This window comes from Candidatus Pelagibacter sp. HIMB1695 (assembly GCF_052047655.1).
In the GTDB taxonomy this organism is placed as follows: domain Bacteria; phylum Pseudomonadota; class Alphaproteobacteria; order Pelagibacterales; family Pelagibacteraceae; genus Pelagibacter.
On sequence record NZ_JBNAJT010000001.1, the window covers coordinates 119,965 to 140,919 of the forward strand.

Annotated in this window: 20 protein-coding genes and 1 pseudogene; 14 read left to right on the forward strand and 7 right to left on the reverse strand. The window is 30.5% G+C overall.

Features of this window, described 5'->3' with window-relative positions; all coding sequences use genetic code 11:
* The first annotated feature begins 10 nt into the window (after positions 1-10).
* From ACTTAX_RS00640 to ACTTAX_RS00650, 3 genes are read left to right on the forward strand one after another with little or no spacing between them, the layout of a single operon-like run.
* Positions 11-523 (forward strand): gamma carbonic anhydrase family protein, encoded by a 513-nt coding sequence (locus ACTTAX_RS00640; protein WP_440692124.1) that lies wholly within the window; start codon positions 11-13, stop codon positions 521-523.
* An 11-nt stretch (positions 524-534) separates the two neighbouring features.
* Positions 535-1,455, forward strand: coding sequence for an ROK family protein (locus ACTTAX_RS00645; protein ID WP_440692126.1), 921 nt, complete (start codon positions 535-537; stop codon positions 1,453-1,455).
* A gap of 24 nt (positions 1,456-1,479) precedes the next feature.
* Positions 1,480-1,770, forward strand: coding sequence for a DUF1330 domain-containing protein (locus ACTTAX_RS00650; protein ID WP_262589034.1), 291 nt, complete (start codon positions 1,480-1,482; stop codon positions 1,768-1,770).
* On the opposite strand, the gene ACTTAX_RS00655 is transcribed toward ACTTAX_RS00650, so the two are convergent.
* Positions 1,767-2,372, reverse strand: a complete 606-nt coding sequence (locus ACTTAX_RS00655) for a flavin-binding protein (protein WP_440692127.1) — start codon at positions 2,370-2,372, stop codon at positions 1,767-1,769. The genes ACTTAX_RS00650 and ACTTAX_RS00655 overlap by 4 nt on opposite strands.
* Before the next feature lie 3 nt (positions 2,373-2,375).
* Positions 2,376-3,251 carry an NAD(P)-dependent oxidoreductase gene (locus ACTTAX_RS00660; protein WP_440692129.1) on the reverse strand — a complete coding sequence of 292 codons (876 nt, stop codon included), beginning with the start codon at positions 3,249-3,251 and terminating at the stop codon, positions 2,376-2,378.
* Between the two features lie 11 nt (positions 3,252-3,262).
* On the opposite strand from ACTTAX_RS00660, the gene ACTTAX_RS00665 reads away from it, so the two are divergent.
* From ACTTAX_RS00665 to ACTTAX_RS00685, 5 genes and pseudogenes are all read left to right on the forward strand, one after another.
* Positions 3,263-4,471, forward strand: coding sequence for an MFS transporter (locus tag ACTTAX_RS00665; RefSeq protein WP_440692131.1), 1,209 nt, complete (start codon positions 3,263-3,265; stop codon positions 4,469-4,471).
* A gap of 43 nt (positions 4,472-4,514) precedes the next feature.
* A pseudogene (gene rpoZ, locus ACTTAX_RS00670) lies at positions 4,515-4,895 on the forward strand (DNA-directed RNA polymerase subunit omega); the annotation flags it as partial.
* A gap of 180 nt (positions 4,896-5,075) precedes the next feature.
* A complete protein-coding gene (gene dusA, locus ACTTAX_RS00675) occupies positions 5,076-6,068 on the forward strand; it encodes a tRNA dihydrouridine(20/20a) synthase DusA (RefSeq protein WP_440692133.1) in 993 nt (330 codons plus the stop codon).
* 40 nt (positions 6,069-6,108) lie between these two features.
* On the forward strand, positions 6,109-6,894 hold the full coding sequence (locus ACTTAX_RS00680) for a sulfite exporter TauE/SafE family protein (protein WP_440692135.1): 786 nt from the start codon (positions 6,109-6,111) through the stop codon (positions 6,892-6,894).
* A 1-nt stretch (position 6,895) separates the two neighbouring features.
* Entirely contained in the window at positions 6,896-7,306 is a 411-nt protein-coding gene (locus ACTTAX_RS00685) for an HIT domain-containing protein (protein WP_440692137.1), read from the forward strand.
* A gap of 92 nt (positions 7,307-7,398) precedes the next feature.
* Here the strand turns inward: ACTTAX_RS00685 and ACTTAX_RS00690 are convergent, their stop codons facing one another.
* Complete coding sequence (locus ACTTAX_RS00690; RefSeq protein WP_440692138.1) at positions 7,399-8,853, reverse strand: phosphomannomutase/phosphoglucomutase; 1,455 nt, start codon at positions 8,851-8,853, stop codon at positions 7,399-7,401.
* 179 nt (positions 8,854-9,032) lie between these two features.
* On the opposite strand from ACTTAX_RS00690, the gene ACTTAX_RS00695 reads away from it, so the two are divergent.
* Together ACTTAX_RS00695 and ACTTAX_RS00700 are read left to right on the forward strand one after the other, a co-directional pair.
* The gene (locus ACTTAX_RS00695) at positions 9,033-10,970 is read left to right on the forward strand and encodes a ribonucleoside-diphosphate reductase subunit alpha (RefSeq protein ID WP_440692140.1); all 1,938 of its coding nucleotides are present in this window, start codon (positions 9,033-9,035) and stop codon (positions 10,968-10,970) included.
* On the forward strand, positions 10,961-11,974 hold the full coding sequence (locus tag ACTTAX_RS00700; RefSeq protein WP_440692142.1) for a ribonucleotide-diphosphate reductase subunit beta: 1,014 nt from the start codon (positions 10,961-10,963) through the stop codon (positions 11,972-11,974). The genes ACTTAX_RS00695 and ACTTAX_RS00700 overlap by 10 nt, the downstream gene beginning before the upstream one ends.
* A gap of 14 nt (positions 11,975-11,988) precedes the next feature.
* On the opposite strand, the gene ACTTAX_RS00705 is transcribed toward ACTTAX_RS00700, so the two are convergent.
* The 4 genes from ACTTAX_RS00705 to ACTTAX_RS00720 are packed head-to-tail and all read right to left on the reverse strand — an operon-like array spanning position 11,989 to position 16,245.
* Complete coding sequence (locus ACTTAX_RS00705; protein ID WP_262589057.1) at positions 11,989-13,113, reverse strand: bifunctional 2-methylcitrate synthase/citrate synthase; 1,125 nt, start codon at positions 13,111-13,113, stop codon at positions 11,989-11,991.
* Positions 13,113-14,009: a methylisocitrate lyase gene (gene prpB / locus ACTTAX_RS00710; RefSeq protein WP_440692143.1), complete on the reverse strand. Its 897-nt coding sequence runs from the start codon at positions 14,007-14,009 to the stop codon at positions 13,113-13,115. Before prpB ends, ACTTAX_RS00705 begins: the two co-directional genes overlap by 1 nt.
* Positions 14,009-15,511 carry an MmgE/PrpD family protein gene (locus ACTTAX_RS00715; protein ID WP_440692145.1) on the reverse strand — a complete coding sequence of 501 codons (1,503 nt, stop codon included), beginning with the start codon at positions 15,509-15,511 and terminating at the stop codon, positions 14,009-14,011. Before ACTTAX_RS00715 ends, prpB begins: the two co-directional genes overlap by 1 nt.
* A 53-nt stretch (positions 15,512-15,564) precedes the next feature.
* A complete protein-coding gene (locus ACTTAX_RS00720) occupies positions 15,565-16,245 on the reverse strand; it encodes an HAD-IA family hydrolase (RefSeq protein ID WP_440692147.1) in 681 nt (226 codons plus the stop codon).
* 69 nt (positions 16,246-16,314) lie between these two features.
* Between ACTTAX_RS00720 and ACTTAX_RS00725 the strand changes: the two genes are divergently transcribed.
* Genes ACTTAX_RS00725 through nadE form a run of 4 tightly spaced genes read left to right on the forward strand, consistent with a single transcriptional unit; the run spans position 16,315 to position 20,954 of the window.
* A complete protein-coding gene (locus tag ACTTAX_RS00725) occupies positions 16,315-16,938 on the forward strand; it encodes a DapH/DapD/GlmU-related protein (protein WP_440692149.1) in 624 nt (207 codons plus the stop codon).
* Positions 16,939-16,941: 3 nt separating this feature from the next.
* Positions 16,942-18,762: a glutamine--fructose-6-phosphate transaminase (isomerizing) gene (gene glmS, locus ACTTAX_RS00730; RefSeq protein ID WP_440692151.1), complete on the forward strand. Its 1,821-nt coding sequence runs from the start codon at positions 16,942-16,944 to the stop codon at positions 18,760-18,762.
* Positions 18,763-18,797: 35 nt separating this feature from the next.
* On the forward strand, positions 18,798-20,177 hold the full coding sequence (locus tag ACTTAX_RS00735) for a class II 3-deoxy-7-phosphoheptulonate synthase (protein ID WP_440651512.1): 1,380 nt from the start codon (positions 18,798-18,800) through the stop codon (positions 20,175-20,177).
* Between the two features lie 39 nt (positions 20,178-20,216).
* A complete protein-coding gene (gene nadE / locus ACTTAX_RS00740) occupies positions 20,217-20,954 on the forward strand; it encodes an NAD(+) synthase (protein WP_440692152.1) in 738 nt (245 codons plus the stop codon).
* Position 20,955 lies beyond the last annotated feature (1 nt).

Consider the following 20,955-nt stretch of genomic DNA (forward strand, 5'->3'; position numbering starts at 1 on the left):
TATATAAATTATGTTTTATGATTTAAAAGATAAAAAACCAAAAAACTCTGGCGAAAATTGGGTAGCTTCTAATGCAACTATTATTGGAGATGTTACATTAGAGAAAAATACAAGCATTTGGTTTAATGCTGTTTTAAGAGGCGATATAGAAAATATTCATATAGGTGAGGGATCTAATATTCAGGATGGTAGTGTTTTACACACAGATCCTGGCTGCCCATTAAAAGTAGGAAAAAATGTTACTGTAGGTCATTTAGTGATGCTTCATGGATGTACCATTGGAGATAATAGTTTAATTGGAATTGGTGCAGTAATTTTGAATAAAGCAAATATCGGAAAAAATTGTATCATTGGAGCAAAAGCACTAATTACTGAAAACAAAGTTATACCGGATAATTCTTTAGTAGTGGGCTCACCTGGAAAAATTGTAAGAGAGGTGACAGAGGAAGAAAAAAAAGCGGTAGAAGAAAATACCAAACATTATCAAGATAACTGGAAGAAATATTCTAAATCTATTTTTTAAAAGTTAAATTTATGAAGAATAAATTTAAAATAGGAATTGATTACGGAGGTACTAAAATTGAAGGTATTCTTTTAGATCAGAATGGAAAACAGCTAGAAAGAAAAAGGTACTCATACGAAAGGAATTATTTATCAGGAATTGAAACTGTAAAAAAATTGGTAGATGAATTTGATAAAATTAGCAAAGAAGCATGTTCAGTTGGTATTGGTATCCCTGGATTTTCCTCAAGACAAACTGGAATAATTACTAACGCTAATTCTCTTTGGTTAAATGACAAACCTTTTAAAAAAGATTTAGAATTAGCTTTAAATAGAGAAGTAAGATTAATGAATGATGCAAATTGTTTTACATTGTCTGAAGCTGTAGATGGAGCTGGAAAAGATTATAAATCTATCTTTGGTATAATTATTGGCACAGGTTTTGGAGGTGGATTATCTTATAATAAATCAATTATTGAGGGATCAAATCAAATTGCAGGGGATTGGGGACATCAACCATTGCCTTATCCAACCAAAGATGAACAAGAAATAAAAATAAGTTGTCCTTCAAATAACTGCGGCAGACCTTTATGCGCAGAACAATTTATGTCTGGCATTGGTTTTAAAGACAGGTTTAATCAAAAATATGACACTAATTTTAGTTCAGAAGAAATCGTTAAACTTGATTTAGAAAAAGATCCAAGAGCAAATTTAGAGTTGTGTTTGTATGAAGATAGAATGGCAAGATTAATGGCTGTAATGATAGGAATTTTCGATCCTGATGCCATAATTCTTGGTGGAGGAATGTCAAATATTGATAGATTTTATAAAAACATTCCGTCTTTGATACCTAAGTATACTTTTTCAAATAAAGTAGAGACTAAAGTGTTAAAAAATTTACACGGGGACTCAAGTGGAGTGAGAGGGGCAGCTTGGCTTTGGAATAATGACTAATATAACTAAAAAGGAGAGGTAATTATGTCAGCAGGTTACGTGATAGCTCAACTAAAAGTAACAAATCCAGAAAACTATAAAGAATATGTAGCTAAAGTTACGGAAGTTGTAAAAAAATTTGGCGGAGAATATCTAGTTAGAAATGGTGAATACCAAGTAGTAGAGGGTGAGGACAATTTTCCAAGATTAGTAATCATTAAATTTCCATCATATGAAAAAGCTTTAGAATGGTATCACTCTGATGAATATAAGCCAGTTAAAGATATACGTCTTCAAAACTCTGAAGGAAGCAATATAATTGTGAAAGGAATTTAAGGTACTAGCCAGGTATCTTTATTATTTTCTAAATCAAATTTTGCTCTTCGATGACCTTTAGCAGCTAAATATAACCATTCTATTGATTTTATTTTGCACTGAATAACCGTAAAGTTTTTGTAACCTTCTTCACTTTGTTCTTTAGTGTAATCAAAATTATCAAGTTCAGGTTTCAGTCCAGATGTAGGAGTATCAGACTCAGTTCCTGGTCCATTATCAACTAAATAACATTTTCTAGATATGTGCTGGGTTTTTGACCAAGACTCTTTAGTTACTTCGTTATTATGATTGATAGTACACTCTACTTTCAGTCTAACCTGAATTTTTTCATCTTTATCATAAAATAACATCGCTGCATTTTTGTTTGATTTTAATTTTTCAATTTTATCTGAGCGAATATCGCTATGATACTGAACTAAGTTGTTAGTATGATCTGATTTTCTAAGAACTACAATTCTACCATCTAAATCAGATTGGCTACCACAAATAAATACAGGTATTCTAAAAGATGAACTTCTGTCTTTGACAGCATTATCTAACATAGACCAAATTTTCTTTTTGATCTCTACAAAGTCCTCATAATAAGGAACAGTATCAGTCACAAATTATTTTTTCTTTTTTAATCGAGCAATTAATGCAGAGCTATCCCAACGGTTACCACCCATTTCTTGTACTTCAGCATAGTAACCATCTATGATTTCTGTAATTGGCACAGGCGAACCATTCCTTTTTGCTTCTTCAATTGCAATTTTTAAATCTTTTCTCATCCAATCAATAGCAAACCCATAATCAAATTTATCATCTGTCATAGTTCTGTATCTATTTTCCATTTGCCAAGATTGAGCTGCACCTTTTGAAATTGTTTCCATTACAATATCCATATCAAGACCAGCATTTATTCCAAAATTAATTGCTTCTGATAAACCTTGTACTGCTCCAGCAATACACATTTGGTTCATCATTTTTGTTAGTTGCCCACTTCCAGATGGACCAATTAATTTTACTTTTCTGCTATAGCAATCAATAACTGGTTCTGCTTTTGAAAAAACATCTTCATCTCCACCAACCATAACAGTTAAAATTCCTCCTTCTGCTCCAGATTGTCCTCCAGATATAGGAGCATCTAAAAATCCAAATCCTTTTTCTTTAGCAGCAGCATACAGTTCTCTAGAAATTTCTGCAGAGACAGTTGAGTTATCTATATAAACAGAACCTTCTTTTGCTGATTTAAATAATCCATTCTCGCCTAATGATACTTCTCTTAAATCATCATCATTACCTACACATGTAAATATAAAATCCGCACCTTCTACTGCTTGCGCTGGAGTATCAGCCATTTTACCTTTGTATTCACCAATCCATTTTTCAGCTTTTGATTTTGTTCTATTAAAAACAGTTACATTGTGTCCGGCTTTTGATATATAACCAGCCATTGGGTAGCCCATTACCCCAAGACCTATGAAAGCAACATTACAAGTCATAATTTTTTTCTATGTTTAAAAGTTTAAGTTTAAAAGTAATTGTATTTGGTTTCATTTTTACATTTTTTTCTAGTTTTGGACAGAGTTTTTTTCTTGGATTATTTAATTCAAGCATAAGAGACACTTTATCGATTACCCATGGACAATTTGGCTCAATTTATGCCTCAGCAACATTATTTAGTAGTATACTTTTTATATGGTTAGGAAAAAAAATTGATGATGTAAATGTATTTAAATTTTCTTTATTTGTAATTCCGCTTTTAGCCTTTTCGTGTTTTTTCTTTTCTAAAATATATTCAATACCATTTTTATTTGCTGCAATATTTTTAATGAGATTTTCAGGTCAAGGAATGATGTCTCATACAGCAAGCACAACAATTTCAAGATACTTTACTAAATCAAGAGGTAAAGCTCTTAGCGCAGGATGGTTTGGATTATCTTGTGGTGAATTTATTTTACCTGTTTTAATTGTTTATTTGTTAACTTTATATACTTGGCAAAATATTTGGTTAACAATTTCAATTATTGTAATTTTATTTTTACCATTAGCTTCTTATTTATTAATTAAAAAATTAAGTTTAGACTCAAGAGAAGTTGACAATAACCAAAAGCATGAAGATAAAAGTATTAAGCAATGGACAAGACTTGAAGTATTAAAAGATTATAGGTTTTATATAATTAGTTCAAACATGCTTGCTATGCCATGGATTGCAACAGGAGTTTTTGTTTACCAATCTTTTGTAACAAGCTCTAAAGGTTGGGGTGAATTTACTATTGCACAATCATTTATGTCTTATTCTATATTCACTGTTTCAACATTATTATTAGCAGGTCCATTAATAGATAAATTTAGTAGTAGAAAACTATTAATTTATATGAATATTCCATTATTGATCTCTACTTTTGTAATTATTTTATTTGATTCATCTTTCACAGCATTTGTGTTTCTTGGATTGATTGGTATTTCCAACGGATTTGCCAATGTATTAGGTTCAGCTACTTGGGCTGAAATTTATGGAGTGAAACATATTGGATCAATTAAAGCTTTAACTACTGCTTTAATGGTATTTTCTACAGCATTTGGAACGGCTTTATTTGGTGTTTTAATTGACATTGGTTTTTCAATTGAAAAAATTGCTATTGTTTCTGCGATTTATATATTCTCGTCTTTAGCCCTATTATTTTTAACAAGAAAGAAGCTAAATCCTATTTATATTTAGAAAACGCTTGATTTTTTTGAGCCCCAGGTATAAACAACCGGCCATGGCTAGAGTTACCGTTGAAGACTGTATAGATAAAGTAGAAAGTCCTTATGAATTAGTTTTAGTAGCTAAAGAGAGAGCTACTCAACTTAATGCAGGTTTAGAACCAACAATAGATAGAGATAATGACAAAAATACAGTGATATCTTTAAGAGAAATTGCTGAAGAGAAAATCAAAGTATCAGATTTAACTGAAAGTGCTGTTTATAAACTTAGAAAACACGTTGAACAAGTTGATGACGGTGTAGAAGATGATGAAGATATAGGTGATGATTTTGAAAATCTTTACAAAGGAGAGATTTCAAAAAGCGGAACTCCAATTTTACCATCTAAAAGAGCAAGAAAAACTCCAGAAAAAATTCAAGTATCAAAGGAAGATTTAGCTGAATTGTCTGAAACAGCAACACCTGAAGTTGACACTTCAGTTGGCCAAGAAACTATGAATGAACAAGGTGAAGTTTCATTAGATGAAGTTTCAGAATCAGAAAATCAAGAGGCAGATGTTGCTTCTGAAGATCCAGAAGCTTCAAACTCATAAAAAAATAATATAAAGTCTTAGTTTATGAATAGGTTAGTATCAGTTGCTCCTATGATGGACTGTACAGATCGTCATGAGCGATATTTTTTAAGACTAATATCCAAAAATATACTTCTTTATACTGAAATGGTTGTCGATGAAGCAATCAATAGAGGTGATAAAAAAAAATTACTAGAATTCAATATCAATGAAAAGCCAGTTGCACTTCAATTAGGTGGATCTTCACCTAAATTACTTGCGGAAGCAACAAAAGTTGGAGAAGACTTTGGCTACGACGAAATTAATTTAAATTTAGGCTGTCCAAGTAGAAAAGTAGAGAAAAATAGATTTGGTGCTTGTTTAATGAAAGAGCCAAACTTAGTTGCAGATTGTCTAACTGAAATGCAGTCAAAAACTAAATTACCCGTAACCATAAAAACTAGAATTGGATATGACAATGTCGAAGATTATGAAAACTTATATAATTTCATATCTACTCTAAAATCTACAGGTATTAAAACTTTTATTATTCATGCAAGAAAGGCTATGCTTGGTAAGTTTACGCCTAAACAAAATCTAAATATTCCGCCTTTAAAATATGAGTTTGTTTATAAATTAAAAGAAGATTTTCCAAATGAAGAAATAATAATAAATGGGGGAATAACTTCTGTTGATCAAATTAAACCACATTTAGAAAAAACAGATGGAGTTATGATTGGAAGAGCTGTTTATCATACACCTTATTTTTTAGCAGATATTGAGAGAGAAATTTTTAATAATGATGATATTCCTAGTAGGCAAGACGTTATTGAACAGTTGATTCCTTACGTAAAAGATGAACTGAAAAAAGGAACTAGATTAAATCAAATCATGAGACACACATTAGGTTTATTTCATGGTCAATCTGGAGCTAGTCACTGGAAAAGATATTTAAGTGAAAATATGTGTGTGAGAGATGCTGATGTAAAAAAAATTGATCACATAATGGATAAGATTAAATACAACAATGTTGATATGAGAGAAGGTCAATCTGCTTAGTTCAATCTTAGCAAATGAGTATATTTATATAGTTTTATTAATGGCTTTGACTGCAATTCCAGTTGGATTTGTAGCTGGTCTTTTTGGTATCGGTGGTGGTTTAATAACTGTCCCGTTTCTTTATTATATATTTGGTGAACTTGAAATTGATCAAGCCTACATTATGCACTTAGCAATAGGAACTTCATTTGCAATAATAATACCAACCTCAACAGCTTCAGTTTTAACTCACCATAAATTTCAAGCAGTTGATTTTAATATAGTAAAAAGCTTTGGTTTTTTTAATATTTTTGGTGTTATTTTAGGTGCAATCTTTGCAGCTACACTTAAAACAAAGTCTTTAGTTTTGTTTTTTACAATAGTTGTTTTGTTTCTATCAATCTACTTACTTTTTTCAAAAAATAATGAAAAAAAAATACTTTTAGAAATTAAATTATATATAAAAATTTTATTAGGATTAATAGTCGGGTTAATTTCGGCACTTATGGGAATTGCAGGTGCAGTAATGAATGTTCCCATGCTTAAATTTTGTGGATATCCAATAAAAAAAGCAATTGGAAGTTCTGCAGCTATAGGTTTCTTTATAGCTCTTTTTGGTTTTTTAAGTTTTTTAATTTCTGGAAGCTATCTAGATACTGATCTCCCTTTAAGTATTGGATTTATTAATATACCTGCCTTTTTAATTTTTATTCCAATAACAACATTTATGGCAAGGATTGGAGCTAAGACAGTTCATAAGATTGATAAAAACAAAATTAGTAAATTATTTGGAATATTTCTGCTTATTGTTGCTTCAAAATTCTTTTATGAATATTTAAAATTATAAAATGACTTTTAAAATTAATAGTAAATTTTTAAAATCATCATATTTCATTACTGAATTATCACTATGTACAATTAGACTTCATGATAATTCTAAATTTCCTTGGTTAATTCTTATTCCAAAAAGAAAAAATAAAAATGACATAAGTGAATTAAATTCTAAAGACCAATTGTTATTGATTAAAGAAATTGTTTTTGTAAGTAATTGCATGAAAAAATTATTTAAAACCTCAAAATTAAATGTTGAAAAAATTGGAAATATTGTATCTCAATTGCACATTCATATTATTTCAAGATCAAAAAAAGATGAAACTTGGCCTTTATCTGTATGGGTAACTAAAGAGAAATCTTATAGTAAGCGATCTGCAGTAGAATTGATTGAGAAAATTAGAAACAGTATAAAAAAAAAGAGGTGACTTCAGTCTCCCTCCGTCACCTCAATTAGTTTTTAAATGATTCTTTACAGTTTTATGAACACTTATTAGTTGAAAATTAACTTTATTAAGCGCTAAATTTTTTGATCGTATTCGCCAATTTTCCCAGTTTTTTGAAGTAAATCGTCAATAAAATCAAAGATTTTCTTCTTTCTGTTATCTGATGTTGGGCTTTCAGTTACAATTACCAATGAAGGTTTATTCGATGATGCTCTTATCAGTCCCCACGATCCATCTTCAAAAGAAAATCTTACACCATTAACTGTAAGAACTTCAGTTATTACTTGATCATCAATTTTAGTTTTATTATTTTTTAATTGTTCTACTTTTTTAACTAATTCTTCAACTACTTGATATTTTTCTTCATCTTTACAGAATGGCGCCATCGTTGGTGTTTGAAAAGTATTTGGTAATTCATTAATTATTTCACTCATTTTTTTATTTTCATTATCTAATAAATGACAGACATGAATGGCTGAATTTATTCCATCATCGTAACCATATCCTAAAGGCTGATTAAAAAAGAAATGACCACTTTTTTCAAAGCCTGCTAATGCCTTTTCAGTGTTAACTTTACGTTTAATATGGGAATGACCTGTTTTCCAATAAATTGTTTCACAATTGTTTTCTAATAAAATTTTGTCTTTTGAGTACAAACCTGTTGATTTTACATCAACAACAAATTTAGAATTTTTATGTTTAGTGGATAAGTTTCTTGCAATTAGTAAACCAATTTTATCAGAGAATATTTCGTTACCTTCATTATCAATAACACCAACTCGATCTCCATCACCATCAAAGCCAAAACCTATATCAGCATTATTTTCTTTAACTACTTTAGCAATTTCATGAAGCATTTCTAAATCTTCTGGATTAGGATTATATTTTGGAAAATTCCAATCTAGGTTACAATCTAACTCTATCACCTCACACCCAATGCCTCTTAATATATCTGGTGCAAAAACACCTGCAGTTCCATTACCACAAGCAACTACAGCTTTAATTTTTTTATTTATTTTGTTTTTATTAATTAGGTCATTTATATAAATCTTATCAAAATCTTTTATTTCTTTTTCACTTCCTTCACCTTTTGAAAACTTTTCATTTAATGTTATTTCTTTTAATTCTTTCATTTCTTCAGGTGCATGAGTTAAGCCTTTTTGGATGCCCATTTTTACACCAGTCCAACCATTTTCATTATGACTGGCTGTAACCATAGCAACTGCATCTGCATCTAAATTAAATTGTGCAAAATAAACCATTGGAGATAATGACAAACCAATATCTTCTATATGACATCCTGTTGACTTTAATCCTTTTTTAAGTGAAGTTTTTATTTCCTCACTGTAAGATCGGTAATCATGCCCAACAATAATTCTTGGATGATCTTTTTTGGTGTGATTTTTTATTTGTGTCCCAAGCCCTTTGCCGAGATTCTCTATTCCTGCTGAGTTTATGTCTTTTTCATACAACCAACGGGCGTCATATTCTCTAAAACCATAAGGATCTATTTTTAAATTTTTTCTCATTTATCCACTACTTACTCTTTTTATGTTAATTTCTTTAAAAAAATTTTATTTTTTTATTGATAATCATATTGTCGCGTTCTATAAATGTTCCATTGATTAAACGTTTATTTAGTATACTTAATCAAAGCGCCTACAACATATAGTTGTTTTCGCAAAACTAAAATAATATAATAACAAATATGAACAAGATTCTATCTCAAGCCCTCAAGAAAGCTGTCTCTGAATATAGCCCAGAAGTTAAAGAAGTTTCAAAAGCGAATAAGCCAGATTTATTCTCTTTAAATAATGAAACAGAATTATTTCAAAATGATAAAGGTATAATAATTAAAATTGATCGTTCTAAAGATTCGAAACTTACAGATTTTGGTAAAGCAACTTTAAAAGATAGATATCTTGGTTTAAACGAATCTTATCAAGATTTATTTGCAAGAGTAGCAAGCACTTATGCTGATGACAATTTACATGCACAAAGAATTTATAATTACATAAGCAATCTTTGGTTTATGCCAGCAACACCAGTTTTATCAAACGGTGGAACTAAAAGAGGTTTACCTATTTCATGTTTTTTAAATGAAGCATCTGATAGCTTAGGTGGAATTTTAGATCTTTGGAGTGAGAATGTTTGGCTTGCTGCAAAGGGTGGAGGAATTGGAAGCTACTGGGGTAACTTAAGATCTATTGGAGAAAAAATTGGTAGAGTTGGAAAAACTTCAGGAATAATTCCTTTTATTAAAGTGATGGACTCTTTAACAATGGCAATTAGTCAAGGTTCATTAAGAAGAGGCTCTGCAGCTTGTTATCTTCCTATCGATCATCCTGAAATAGAAGAGTTTATTGAAATGAGAAGACCAACTGGTGGAGATCCAAATAGAAAAGCATTAAATTTACATCATGGTGTTTTAGTTTCAGATGCTTTCATGAGAGCAGTTGAAACAGATGAACAGTGGGCATTAAAAAGTCCAGCAGATGGAACTGTGCAACAAACTATTTCTGCAAGAAATTTATGGATAAGATTATTAACTGCTAGAATTGAAACTGGTGAGCCTTATATAATTTATATAGATACAGTTAACCGACAAATTCCTCAACATCATAAGTTAGCAAATCTTACTGTTAAAACTTCTAACTTATGTAGTGAAATAACTCTTCCTACAGGAATTGATAAAGACGGAAGAGATAGAACAGCAGTATGCTGTTTATCATCATTAAATTTAGAAAAATATGAAGAATGGAAAGATGATCCAGATATGATTAGTGATGTAATGAGATTTTTGGATAATGTGTTATCTGATTTCATTAACAAAGCTCCTGAACAATTTAAAGATGCTAAATACTCTGCTGAAAGAGAGAGAAGTGTTGGTTTAGGCGTAATGGGCTTCCATTCTTTTTTACAGAAAAATCGAATCCCACTTGAGTCTGTAATGGCAAAATCATGGAATAAAAAAATATTTAAAAATATTCACGAAAAAGTTAATCAAGCTTCTAAAGACTTAGCTGAAGAAAGAGGAGCGTGTCCTGATGCTGCAGAGTATGGTTATCAAGAAAGATTTTCTAATAAAACTGCTATTGCACCAACAGCATCAATTTCTATCATTTGTGGAGGAGCTTCTCCAGGAGTAGAGCCTATTGCAGCAAACAGCTATACTCATAAAACTTTATCTGGTTCGTTTAACGTGAGAAACAGATATCTTGAAGAAATTCTTGAAAGTCACGGTAAAAATGATGAGGAAACTTGGTCTAGTATTACTACAAACCAAGGCTCAGTTAACCATTTAGATTTTTTAACTGATTTAGAAAAAGATGTATTTAAAACTGCATTTGAACTTAATCAAAGTTGGATAATTGAATTGAGCGGGGACAGAACTCCCTTTATTTCACAAGCTCAATCAGTTAACTTATTTTTACCTGCAGATGTTCATAAAAAAGAATTACATAAAATTCATTTTGATGCGTGGAAGAAAGGTTTAAAGAGCCTTTACTATTGCAGATCAAAATCAATTCAAAGAGCTGAGAATGTTAACGACTCTAAGTCAACAGACATCATGGCTAATATATATAAAAATAAATCAACCGAAAATAGTGAACCAGAGTACGAGGAGTGTTTATCATGTCAGTAGCAGAAAAAGTTAAGTCAGAAATTATTCAACCACAAAAAAACAATAATGGATTGCTTGTTGCAAATCCAGTTTATAAACCTTTTAGATATCCTTGGTGCTATGATGCATGGTTAACTCAACAAAGAATTCACTGGTTACCAGAAGAAGTTCCACTTGGAGATGATGTGAGAGATTGGCAAAAAAATCTTTCAGCTTCAGAAAAAAATCTATTAACACAAATTTTTAGATTTTTTACACAAGCAGATGTTGAAGTTAGCAACTGTTACATAAGACATTACATGAATGTATTTAAACCAACTGAGGTATTAATGATGATGTCTTCTTTTGCTTCAATGGAAACTGTTCACATTGCTGCTTATTCACATTTGTTAGACACAATTGGTATGCCAGAGTCTGAGTATTCAGCATTCATGAAGTATAAAGAAATGAAAGATAAATACGATTACATGCAAGGTTTTGATGTTAAGTCAAATCATGATATTGCAAAAACAATTGCTGTATTTAGTGCTTTCACAGAAGGTCTTCAGTTATTTGCAAGTTTTGCAATTTTGTTAAACTTTCCAAGACATAACAAGATGAAAGGAATGGGTCAGATTGTTACTTGGTCTGTAAGAGATGAGACGTTGCATTGCAATTCAATGATCAGATTATTTAAAGATTTCATTAAAGAAAATCCTGAAACATGGACACCTCAATTGAAAAAAGAAATTTATGAAGCATGCAGAACAATTGTTGAGCATGAAGATGCTTTTATCGATTTAGCTTTTCAAATGGGTCCAATGGAAGGTTTGACTGCAGATGATATTAAAAAATATATTCGATTTATTGCAAACAGAAGATTAAATCAATTAGGATTAGAAGCTATCTATGACATTGATAAAAACCCATTAACTTGGTTAGATACAATGTTAAATGCTGTAGAGCATATGAACTTCTTTGAAGGAAGAGCTACAGAATATTCTAAAGCATCAACTCAAGGAACTTGGGCAGAAGCATTTAGTTAATAAATATAATTTTCTTATCTGTAATTTAATTCCATTACTTTTCGATGCTTGCTACCTTTATATTTAGCAAGTGGTCGAATAAGTTTATTGGCAGCATGTTGCTCCATAATATGTGCTGACCAACCTGTAATTCTTGAAATAACAAATATAGGTGTGAAAAAATCAGTATCAAAACCCATTAAATGATACATTGGACCAGTAGGGTAGTCCACATTAGGATGGATATTTTTCTTTTTGATCATTACTTTTTCAACAATGTCATAGATCTTTTCGAACTTTTTATCTTTTTTAAGTTTAGCAACTTTACCAAAATAATTTCTCATAGTTGGAACTCTTGAGTCTCCTGATTTATAAACTCTATGACCAAAGCCCATAACTACCTCTTTATTTTTAAGAGCGTTATTAATCCATTTTAATGCATTTTCTGGTTTTTTAATTCTGTTCATCATGTGCATCACTTCTTCATTTGCACCACCATGTAATGGACCTTTTAAACTAGCAATTGCACCTGTGATTGCTCCATGAATATCAGATAAGCTACTTGTAATTGTTCTAGCAGTAAAAGTTGAAACATTGAAACTGTGTTCAGCGTACAATATTAGAGAAACATCAAATGCTTTAACAATTTCTTTTTGAGGCACTTTTCCAAAGCACATATAGAAAAAGTTTTCTGCAAAAGTTAAATTCTTTTTAGGTTTAATTATTTTTTTACCACTTCTAATTCTGTAAAAAGCAGCAAGAGCTGTAGGAGTTTTTGCAAAAATTCTTAATGCTTTTCGCATATTGGCTTCTGGAGTAGAGTTGGATGTTTCTTTATCTTCTAATCCCATTACACTAACAGCTGTTCTTGCAACATCCATCGGATGCGATTTTTTTGGCATGTGTTTTATAATTTCATACAAATTTTTTGTAAGTTCTCTATTGTTTCTTTCTTCTTTTTCAAACTGTCTTAATTGGATAGTATTAGGTAAATCTTTGTTTAAAATTAAATAGGCAACTTCTTCAAATCTGCAGTATTCACACAAATCTTGAGCAGCATAACCTCTATATGTTAGAGAGTTAATCTCTGGCATAACTTTTGAAACTTCAGTTTCATCTACAACAATTCCAAGTAAACCTTTTTTTATATCATCACTCATTATTCATGTCCTTCTGTACTAAAATTATAAATTTTTTCATCTAAAGAATTGTATTTTTCGTATTCCACTAATTCATACAATCTTTTTCTTGTTTGCATCTTATCTATTATATTATTTTGATGTCCATTTGCATAAATGTCTCTTAATCCATCTTCAACATTTTTCATAGCTAATCTTTGTGTAGTTACTGGATATATAACAATATTGTAACCAAGGTTTTCTAACTCCTTATAATTAAATAACTTGGATTTACCAAATTCTGTCATATTAGCTAACAAATAACATGAAAGTTCTTTTCTTACTTTTTCAAAATCTTTTTCATCATGTAGGGCTTCAGGAAATATAATTTCTGCTCCAGCATCAATATAAGCTTTACATCTATCAATCATTTTATCAATTCCCTCAACACTTTTTGCATCTGATCGTGCTATAATTTTAAAATTTTGATCTTTTTTTGCAGCTACACATTCTTTTATTTTTGAAACCATAGCCTCTGTTGAAACAAGTTCTTTATTATCTAGATGCCCGCATCTTTTTCTTTCAATTTGATCTTCCAAATGAACACCAGTTAATCCAAACTCCTCAAAAGTTTCTATAGTTTCTTTACAAGATTTAAATCCTGTATCTATATCAACAATTGTTGGAAGATTTGTAACTCTGGATATTAAATATGATCTGGTACTTACATCTTGAAGAGTTGTTAAACCAATATCTGGAAAACCAAGATCATTAGCCATAACACCTCCTGATACGTAAACTGCATCATAACCAATTTCCTCAATCAATTTAGCTGTTAGAGGATTGTAAGCTCCAGGAACTCTCAGAACTTTATTAGATTTAAGTTTTTGGTCAAAATCTATTCTTTTTTGGCTTGGTTCTTTTTCAACAAAGTGCATTAAAAAATTCCTTTTTTCAAATTTCTTTTTAACTTACTTTTTTTAATCTCAATATTTAGTTTGTCTAATTGACCAGCTTTTAAGTTTTTTAGATTTTGAACATTTCTTAAAAAACGATCACTCTCTTTTTTATCTAAAATGCCATCTGTTAGAGTTAAAAATTTATTTATATAATTCTCTCTTTTAAATGGTCTTGCTCCATATGGATGAGCATCAGCTCGATCAAGTTCTTCAGTTACTTTTTTCCCACTGTTCAATGTAACAACAACTTTTGCTCCAAATGATTTCTTTTTTGGATCTGGATCATGATATTTTTTTGTCCATTTTTTATCTTCATAGGTTGTTATTGAATTCCATATCTTAATAGTACTTTTTCTATTAGCTCTTGATTTTGTATAAGATTTTACATGATGCCAATCACCATCTTCTAGAGCGACTGCAAAAATATACATTATAGAATGATCCAATGTTTCTCTACTTGCATTTGGATCCATTTTTTGCGGATCATTTGCACCTGTTCCAATTACATAATGTGTATGATGACTAGTATGAATATCTATTTTTTTGATTTGATTTAAATTTGGTATTTTAGTTTTTAATTTCTTTGCAAGATCTATTAAAGCCTGAGATTGATACTCTGCAGAATATTCTTTTGTATAAGTTTCTAATATAGCTTTTTTACTTTCTCCTTTTTTTGGTAATGGAACTTTATATTTTGCTTTTTTTCCATCAAGTATTCTTGCAATTACACTATCTTCACCTTCATAAATTGGACTTGGAGCACCTTCACCCCTCATAACTCTATCAACAGCCTCTATTGCAAGTTTACCCGCATGTGCAGGTGCATATGCTTTCCAGCTAGAAATTTCTCCTTTTCTTGATTGTCTTGTAGAAATAGTTGTGTGTAGTGCTTGCTGAACTGCTTGATAGATTGTTTCAGTATTTAATTTTAACATGGATCCTAATCCTGCAGCTACACTTGGACCTAAGTGAGCAATGTGATCTACTTTATGTTTATGTAAACAAATACCTTTAACTAAATTCACCTGAACTTCATAAGCAGTAATAATTCCTCTTAACAGATCTAAACCACTTTTTTTATTTTGTTGAGCTACGCTTAAAAGTGGTGGAATGTTATCACCTGGATGACTGTAATCTGCAGCTAAAAAAGTATCATGAAAATCAAGTTCTCTTACAGCAGTTCCATTTGACCAAGCTGCCCATTCGCAATCAAATTTTAATTTTGAATTAACACCAAAAAGAGTTGCTCCATTTTTCCTAGAATGCTTTAAAGCCATTTCTCTAGATGAAACTACTGATCTCCTGTTTAAAGAAGCAATAGCAACTGAAGCATTATCAATTATTCTATTGATCACCATTTCAACTGCTTCTTTATTCAATTTGGCATTATCACTTGCAATTTCTGCAATTTTCCAGGCAAGTTGTTTTTTCTTAGGTAAATGAATTTTAGACGGAAAAACTTTAACTGTATGTAGTAACAAAATAACTCCTTATAAGTAATTTTGTTTTAATAGCTAAAATAAATTAATCAATATTAAAGATATTCAGATATGATTTTTTCGATACCAACAAAATCTTTTATTAGGTGATTATGGTATATTTCATAAGTTTTTTTTTCAGTGTATCCATCCTCAAGCAATATCATTGGTATCTCTGCAGCTTTTGCAGAATTAGCATCTGTTTCACTATCTCCAATCATAATAGATTTTTTTAAATCACCACCTAAAATTTCTATAACTGTAGTCAAATGTCTTGGATCAGGCTTACAATAATCAAATGTGTTATATCCCGCTATATATTCAAAATAATCATAAATTCCAATTTTTTTTAAAAGATCAACAGCTAGATGTTCTGTTTTATTAGTACATACAGCCATAGAGATATTTTTATTTTTACACCAATTTAAAAAATCTTTTGTGCCATTAATTAAAACACTTTCTTTAAGAATATTTTTACCATAATAAGATATGAACTCATCAGTCATATCACTTTTAACTTTTTCATTGATACTAGTCAGTTCCTTTTTTGCTTGACTCCATATTGACCTGCCAATCATAGCACCAGCACCTTTTCCAACTGAACTTTTTAAATCATTTAGTGATTTCGTAGGGTATCCAAATTTTTTCATTACATGATTATGCGCAAGCATTAAATCTGGTGCTGTATCGACCAATGTTCCGTCTAAATCAAATAATATTGTAAATTTTTGTTTCATATCAAAAGTATTTTAAAGAAATAATTTGTGAATTAATTAACATATATACTTAATGTAAAGAAAATCTAGATGAAACCTACAAAGCAGCAAAATAATCAAAACAAACTTCGAAATAAGTTTTTAAAAGCTGGTGTTAAAATGACAGGTCCTGAAACTATTTTTTTTTCAGGTGATACCAAAATTGGAAAAGGAGTTACAATCGAACCATATGTGGTAATTGGTTCTAAAGTTAAAATAGGAAATAATGTAGTCATTAAATCTTTTTCATATTTAGAGTCTTGTAAGGTAGAAAATAAAGTTGAGATAGGTCCTTATGCAAGAATTAGACCTGATACAACTCTTAAAGAAGGTTCAAGAGTAGGTAATTTTGTAGAGATTAAAAAATCAACTGTTGGAAAAAAATCAAAAATTAATCATTTATCTTATGTAGGAGATAGCGACATTGGTAAGATGGTAAATGTTGGTGCTGGAACAATTACTTGTAATTATGATGGTGTAAAAAAAAGTAAGACAGTAATTAAAGATAAAGTATTTATAGGATCAAATTCATCTCTAGTAGCACCTGTAAAAATTGATAAAGAAAGTATTGTTGGTGCAGGATCTGTAATAACAAAAAATGTTAAAAAAAAATCCCTAGCACTAACTAGATCTGTACAAGTGGAAATTAAAAATTATAAGAGAAAGTCAAAATAAATTATGTGTGGAATTATAGGAATATCTAGCAACAAATCTGTTTCTGCAAATATCATAAATTCTTTAAAAAAACTTGAATATAGAGGTTACGACTCCGCTGGTATTGCAACTTTATTTGATGGTGAAATTAATGAGGTAAAATCTGAAGGACGAGTTGATAATTTAGAGCAAAACTTTGATTTAAAATCTTTAAAAGGCAATATAGGAATAGGACATGTGAGATGGGCTACTCATGGAGTTCCTAATAGTATTAATGCCCACCCACATTCATCAGATAACGTATCTGTTGTCCATAATGGAATTATAGAGAATTCAACAATTCTTAAAAAACATTTAATTAACAAAGGTCATACTTTTAAATCTCAGACCGATACTGAGGTAATAGTCCATTTAATTACAGAAAATTTAAAAACTATGGAACTAGAAGAGGCAATTACCAAAACCTTAAAACAGCTTCATGGAAGTTTTGCATTAGGTATAATTTTTAAAGATATTCCAGATTTAATTGTAGGAGCGAGAAGAGGTTCACCATTGGCAGTAGGATATGGTCCTAATGAAAATTACTTAGGGTCAGATTCTTATGCTTTAAAATCCATGACAAACAAAATTACTTATCTTGATGATGGAGAGTTCTGTATTGTTAAAAAAGATCAAATTCATTTTTATAATGAAGAGGGCAAGAAAATTAACAAAAAAATCTTAGAATTATCATCTAATGAGTCAAGTTATGATAAAGGTGACTTTAAACACTTTATGGCCAAAGAAATAGAAGAGCAGCCTGTAACAATTAAAACCGGAATCAAAGAGTATTTAGATAGCGTAAATAATGAGATAAATATTTTCAATTTTCCTTGGAAAATCAATGAAATTAAATCAGTTACTTTCATTGGTTGTGGTACTGCTTATCATTCATGCTTAATGGCAAAATATTGGTTTGAAGAATTAACGTCTTTAGATGTTAATATCGATATAGCCTCTGAGTTTAGATACAGAAAAAATAGATTTAAAAAGGATAGTTTATATATTTTTGTTTCTCAATCGGGTGAAACTGCAGATACTTATGCAGCATTAGATCTTTGTAATAAAAATAATATGAAAACATGTGCTGTAGTCAATGTAATTGAAAGTTCTATAGCAAGGGACTCAAATTTTGTGTTGCCAATTCACTGCGGACCTGAAATTGGGGTTGCATCAACAAAAGCTTTCTTAGGTCAAATACTTGTTTTATATATTTTAGCTTTAAAAATTGGATCTTTGTCTGGTCAAATTGACAAAAAAAATTATCAAGAAAAAATTAAAGATCTTAAAAACCTACCAAGCTTAATAGAAAAAACTTTATTAATAGATAATGATATTCAAGCTATTTCTTCAACATTCAATGAAGCTAAAGGATCTATGTTCCTTGGAAGAGGTTTCTCTTTCCCGATAGCCTTGGAAGGTGCTTTGAAATTAAAAGAATTATCTTATGTTCATGCGGAGGGTTATCCAGCTGGTGAAATGAAACATGGACCACTTGCTTTAATAGAAAAGGGAATGCCAGTTGTTGTTCTAGCTCCACGAGACAGTTACTATAAAAAAACAATTTCAAATATGCAGGAAGTTATAGCAAGAGGTGCTAAAGTTCTTTTAATTACAAACAAAAGTAAAGACGAGATTTATTCAGAAAATATTTGGGAAACTATTGAAGTAGAAAATACAAACGACGATTTATTACCATTTCTTCTAACAATTCCACTTCAAAAGCTTGCATATTATTCGGCTTTGAAAATGGGTTATGATATAGATAAGCCTAGAAACTTAGCTAAATCAGTCACAGTTGAATAAAGTTTAAACTCTGCTAAAACACCCCCTGGTTGAATATGAAAAATTGGAAAAAAAATAGTTGGAGAAAATATCCGGTTAAACACATACCGGAGTATCCAGATAAAAAAGAACTAAATAAAGTTTTAGATAAAATTGGAACTTTTCCACCTTTGGTATTTGCTGGAGAGACTAGACACCTAAAAGATCAATTAGCTGATGTTGTAGATGGAAAAGCATTTTTGCTTCAAGGGGGAGATTGTGCAGAGAGTTTTGCTGAATTTAATCCCGATAATTTAAGAGATACATTTAAATTAATTTTGCAAATGTCTTTAGTTTTAACTTATTCAGCTTCTTTACCAGTTGTGAAAGTTGGAAGAATTGCTGGTCAATTTTCAAAACCAAGAAGTTCTCCAGTTGAAAATAAAGATGGTGTTGAGCTTCCTAGTTATTTAGGTGATAACATAAACGGAATGGAATTTACCGAAAAAGCAAGAATTCCTGACCCAAAAAGATTATTTAAAGCTTATTCTCAATCTGCATCAACTTTAAATCTTATAAGAGCATTTTCAAAAGGAGGTTTTGCAGACTTGAACAAAGTTCATTTATGGAATTTAGGCTATATTAAAAAAAGTCCAGAAGCCAAAAAATTTAAAGATCTGGAAGATAAAATTGCAGATGCGATAGCATTTATGCGAGCTTGTGGAATTACATCAGATTTCAATAATAGATTATACACAGTAAATTTTTGGACATCACACGAAGCGTTATTGTTACCCTTTGAAGAGGCAATGACCAGAACAGATTCTACTACAGGTGAGAACCATGATACCTCAGCTCATTTCGTTTGGATAGGAGACAGAACAAGACAGCTTGATGGAGGACATGTAGAATTTTGTAGAGGGATTGAAAATCCTATAGGTATAAAATGTGGACCAACACTAAAACCTGATGATTTAATTAATTTATGTAACCGAATTAATCCAAAAAATGAAAAAGGTAAAATAACTTTAATTTCAAGATTTGGAGCAGATAATGTTTCAAAATTTTTACCAAAGTTAATTAGAGCAATTAAAAAAGAAGGATTGAATGTGATTTGGTCTTGTGACCCATGCCATGGGAACACAATTAAAGCTGCGACAGGTTTTAAAACTAGACCATTCAACAGTGTACTAAATGAAGTTAAAAATGTTTTTGCATGTCACCAAAGTGAAGGAAGTTATGCAGGAGGTCTTCATATTGAGTTAACTGGTCAAGATGTAACCGAATGTATTGGTGGAGCACAAAAAATTTCTGAAGAAGATCTTTCTTCAAGATACCATACTCATTGTGATCCTAGGTTGAATGCTAATCAAGCTTTAGAATTAGCATTTATGATTTCAGATGAGATTAAAAAGAATAGCTCATATTCTAAAAATGCAGATAGAGCGGCATCTTAAGACATTGTAAAATCATAATAAAAAAATATTTTATTAGCAATGAATGTTACAGAAAAAACAAAGTTTATATCTGATTGGATTAAAAATTATGTAGATAATATGCCTTCAAAGGCTCAGTCTCTTGTTATAGGAATATCTGGAGGTATTGATTCATCTGTTTCTAGCACTTTAAGCGCAATGACTGGTTTGAAAACAATAGTTTTGTCGATGCCAATTAAACAAAAATCACATCAACATGATTTAAGTTTAAAACATCAAGAATGGTTAGTAAAAAATTTTAAAAATGTTGAAGCACATACAATTAATTTAGATGAGTTATTTTTGGCATTTAGTTCAAGTTTATCTAAATTTGACAATGTGCATGGAATGGCAAATTCTAGAGCAAGATTAAGAATGACTACTCTTTACCAAGTTGCTGCAGCTAACAAAGGAATAGTAGTTGGAACTGGAAACAAGGTAGAAGACTTTGGAGTTGGATTTTATACAAAATATGGAGATGGAGGAGTAGATATTTCCCCTATAGCAGATTGTAATAAAACTCAGGTTTGGGAGCTAGGCAAAGAACTTGGTATTTTAAAAGAAATTATTGAAGCAGCACCTACAGATGGATTGTGGGATGATGGTAGAACTGATGAAGGTCAGCTTGGGTTAAAATATGAAGAACTTGAGGAAGCTATGGATAATCCTAAATCTTCTAATAGAGCAAAATACGAAACCATTAGAAAACAAAATTTGCATAAAATGGAGCCTATTCCAGTATGCAAAATTCCAAATTAAT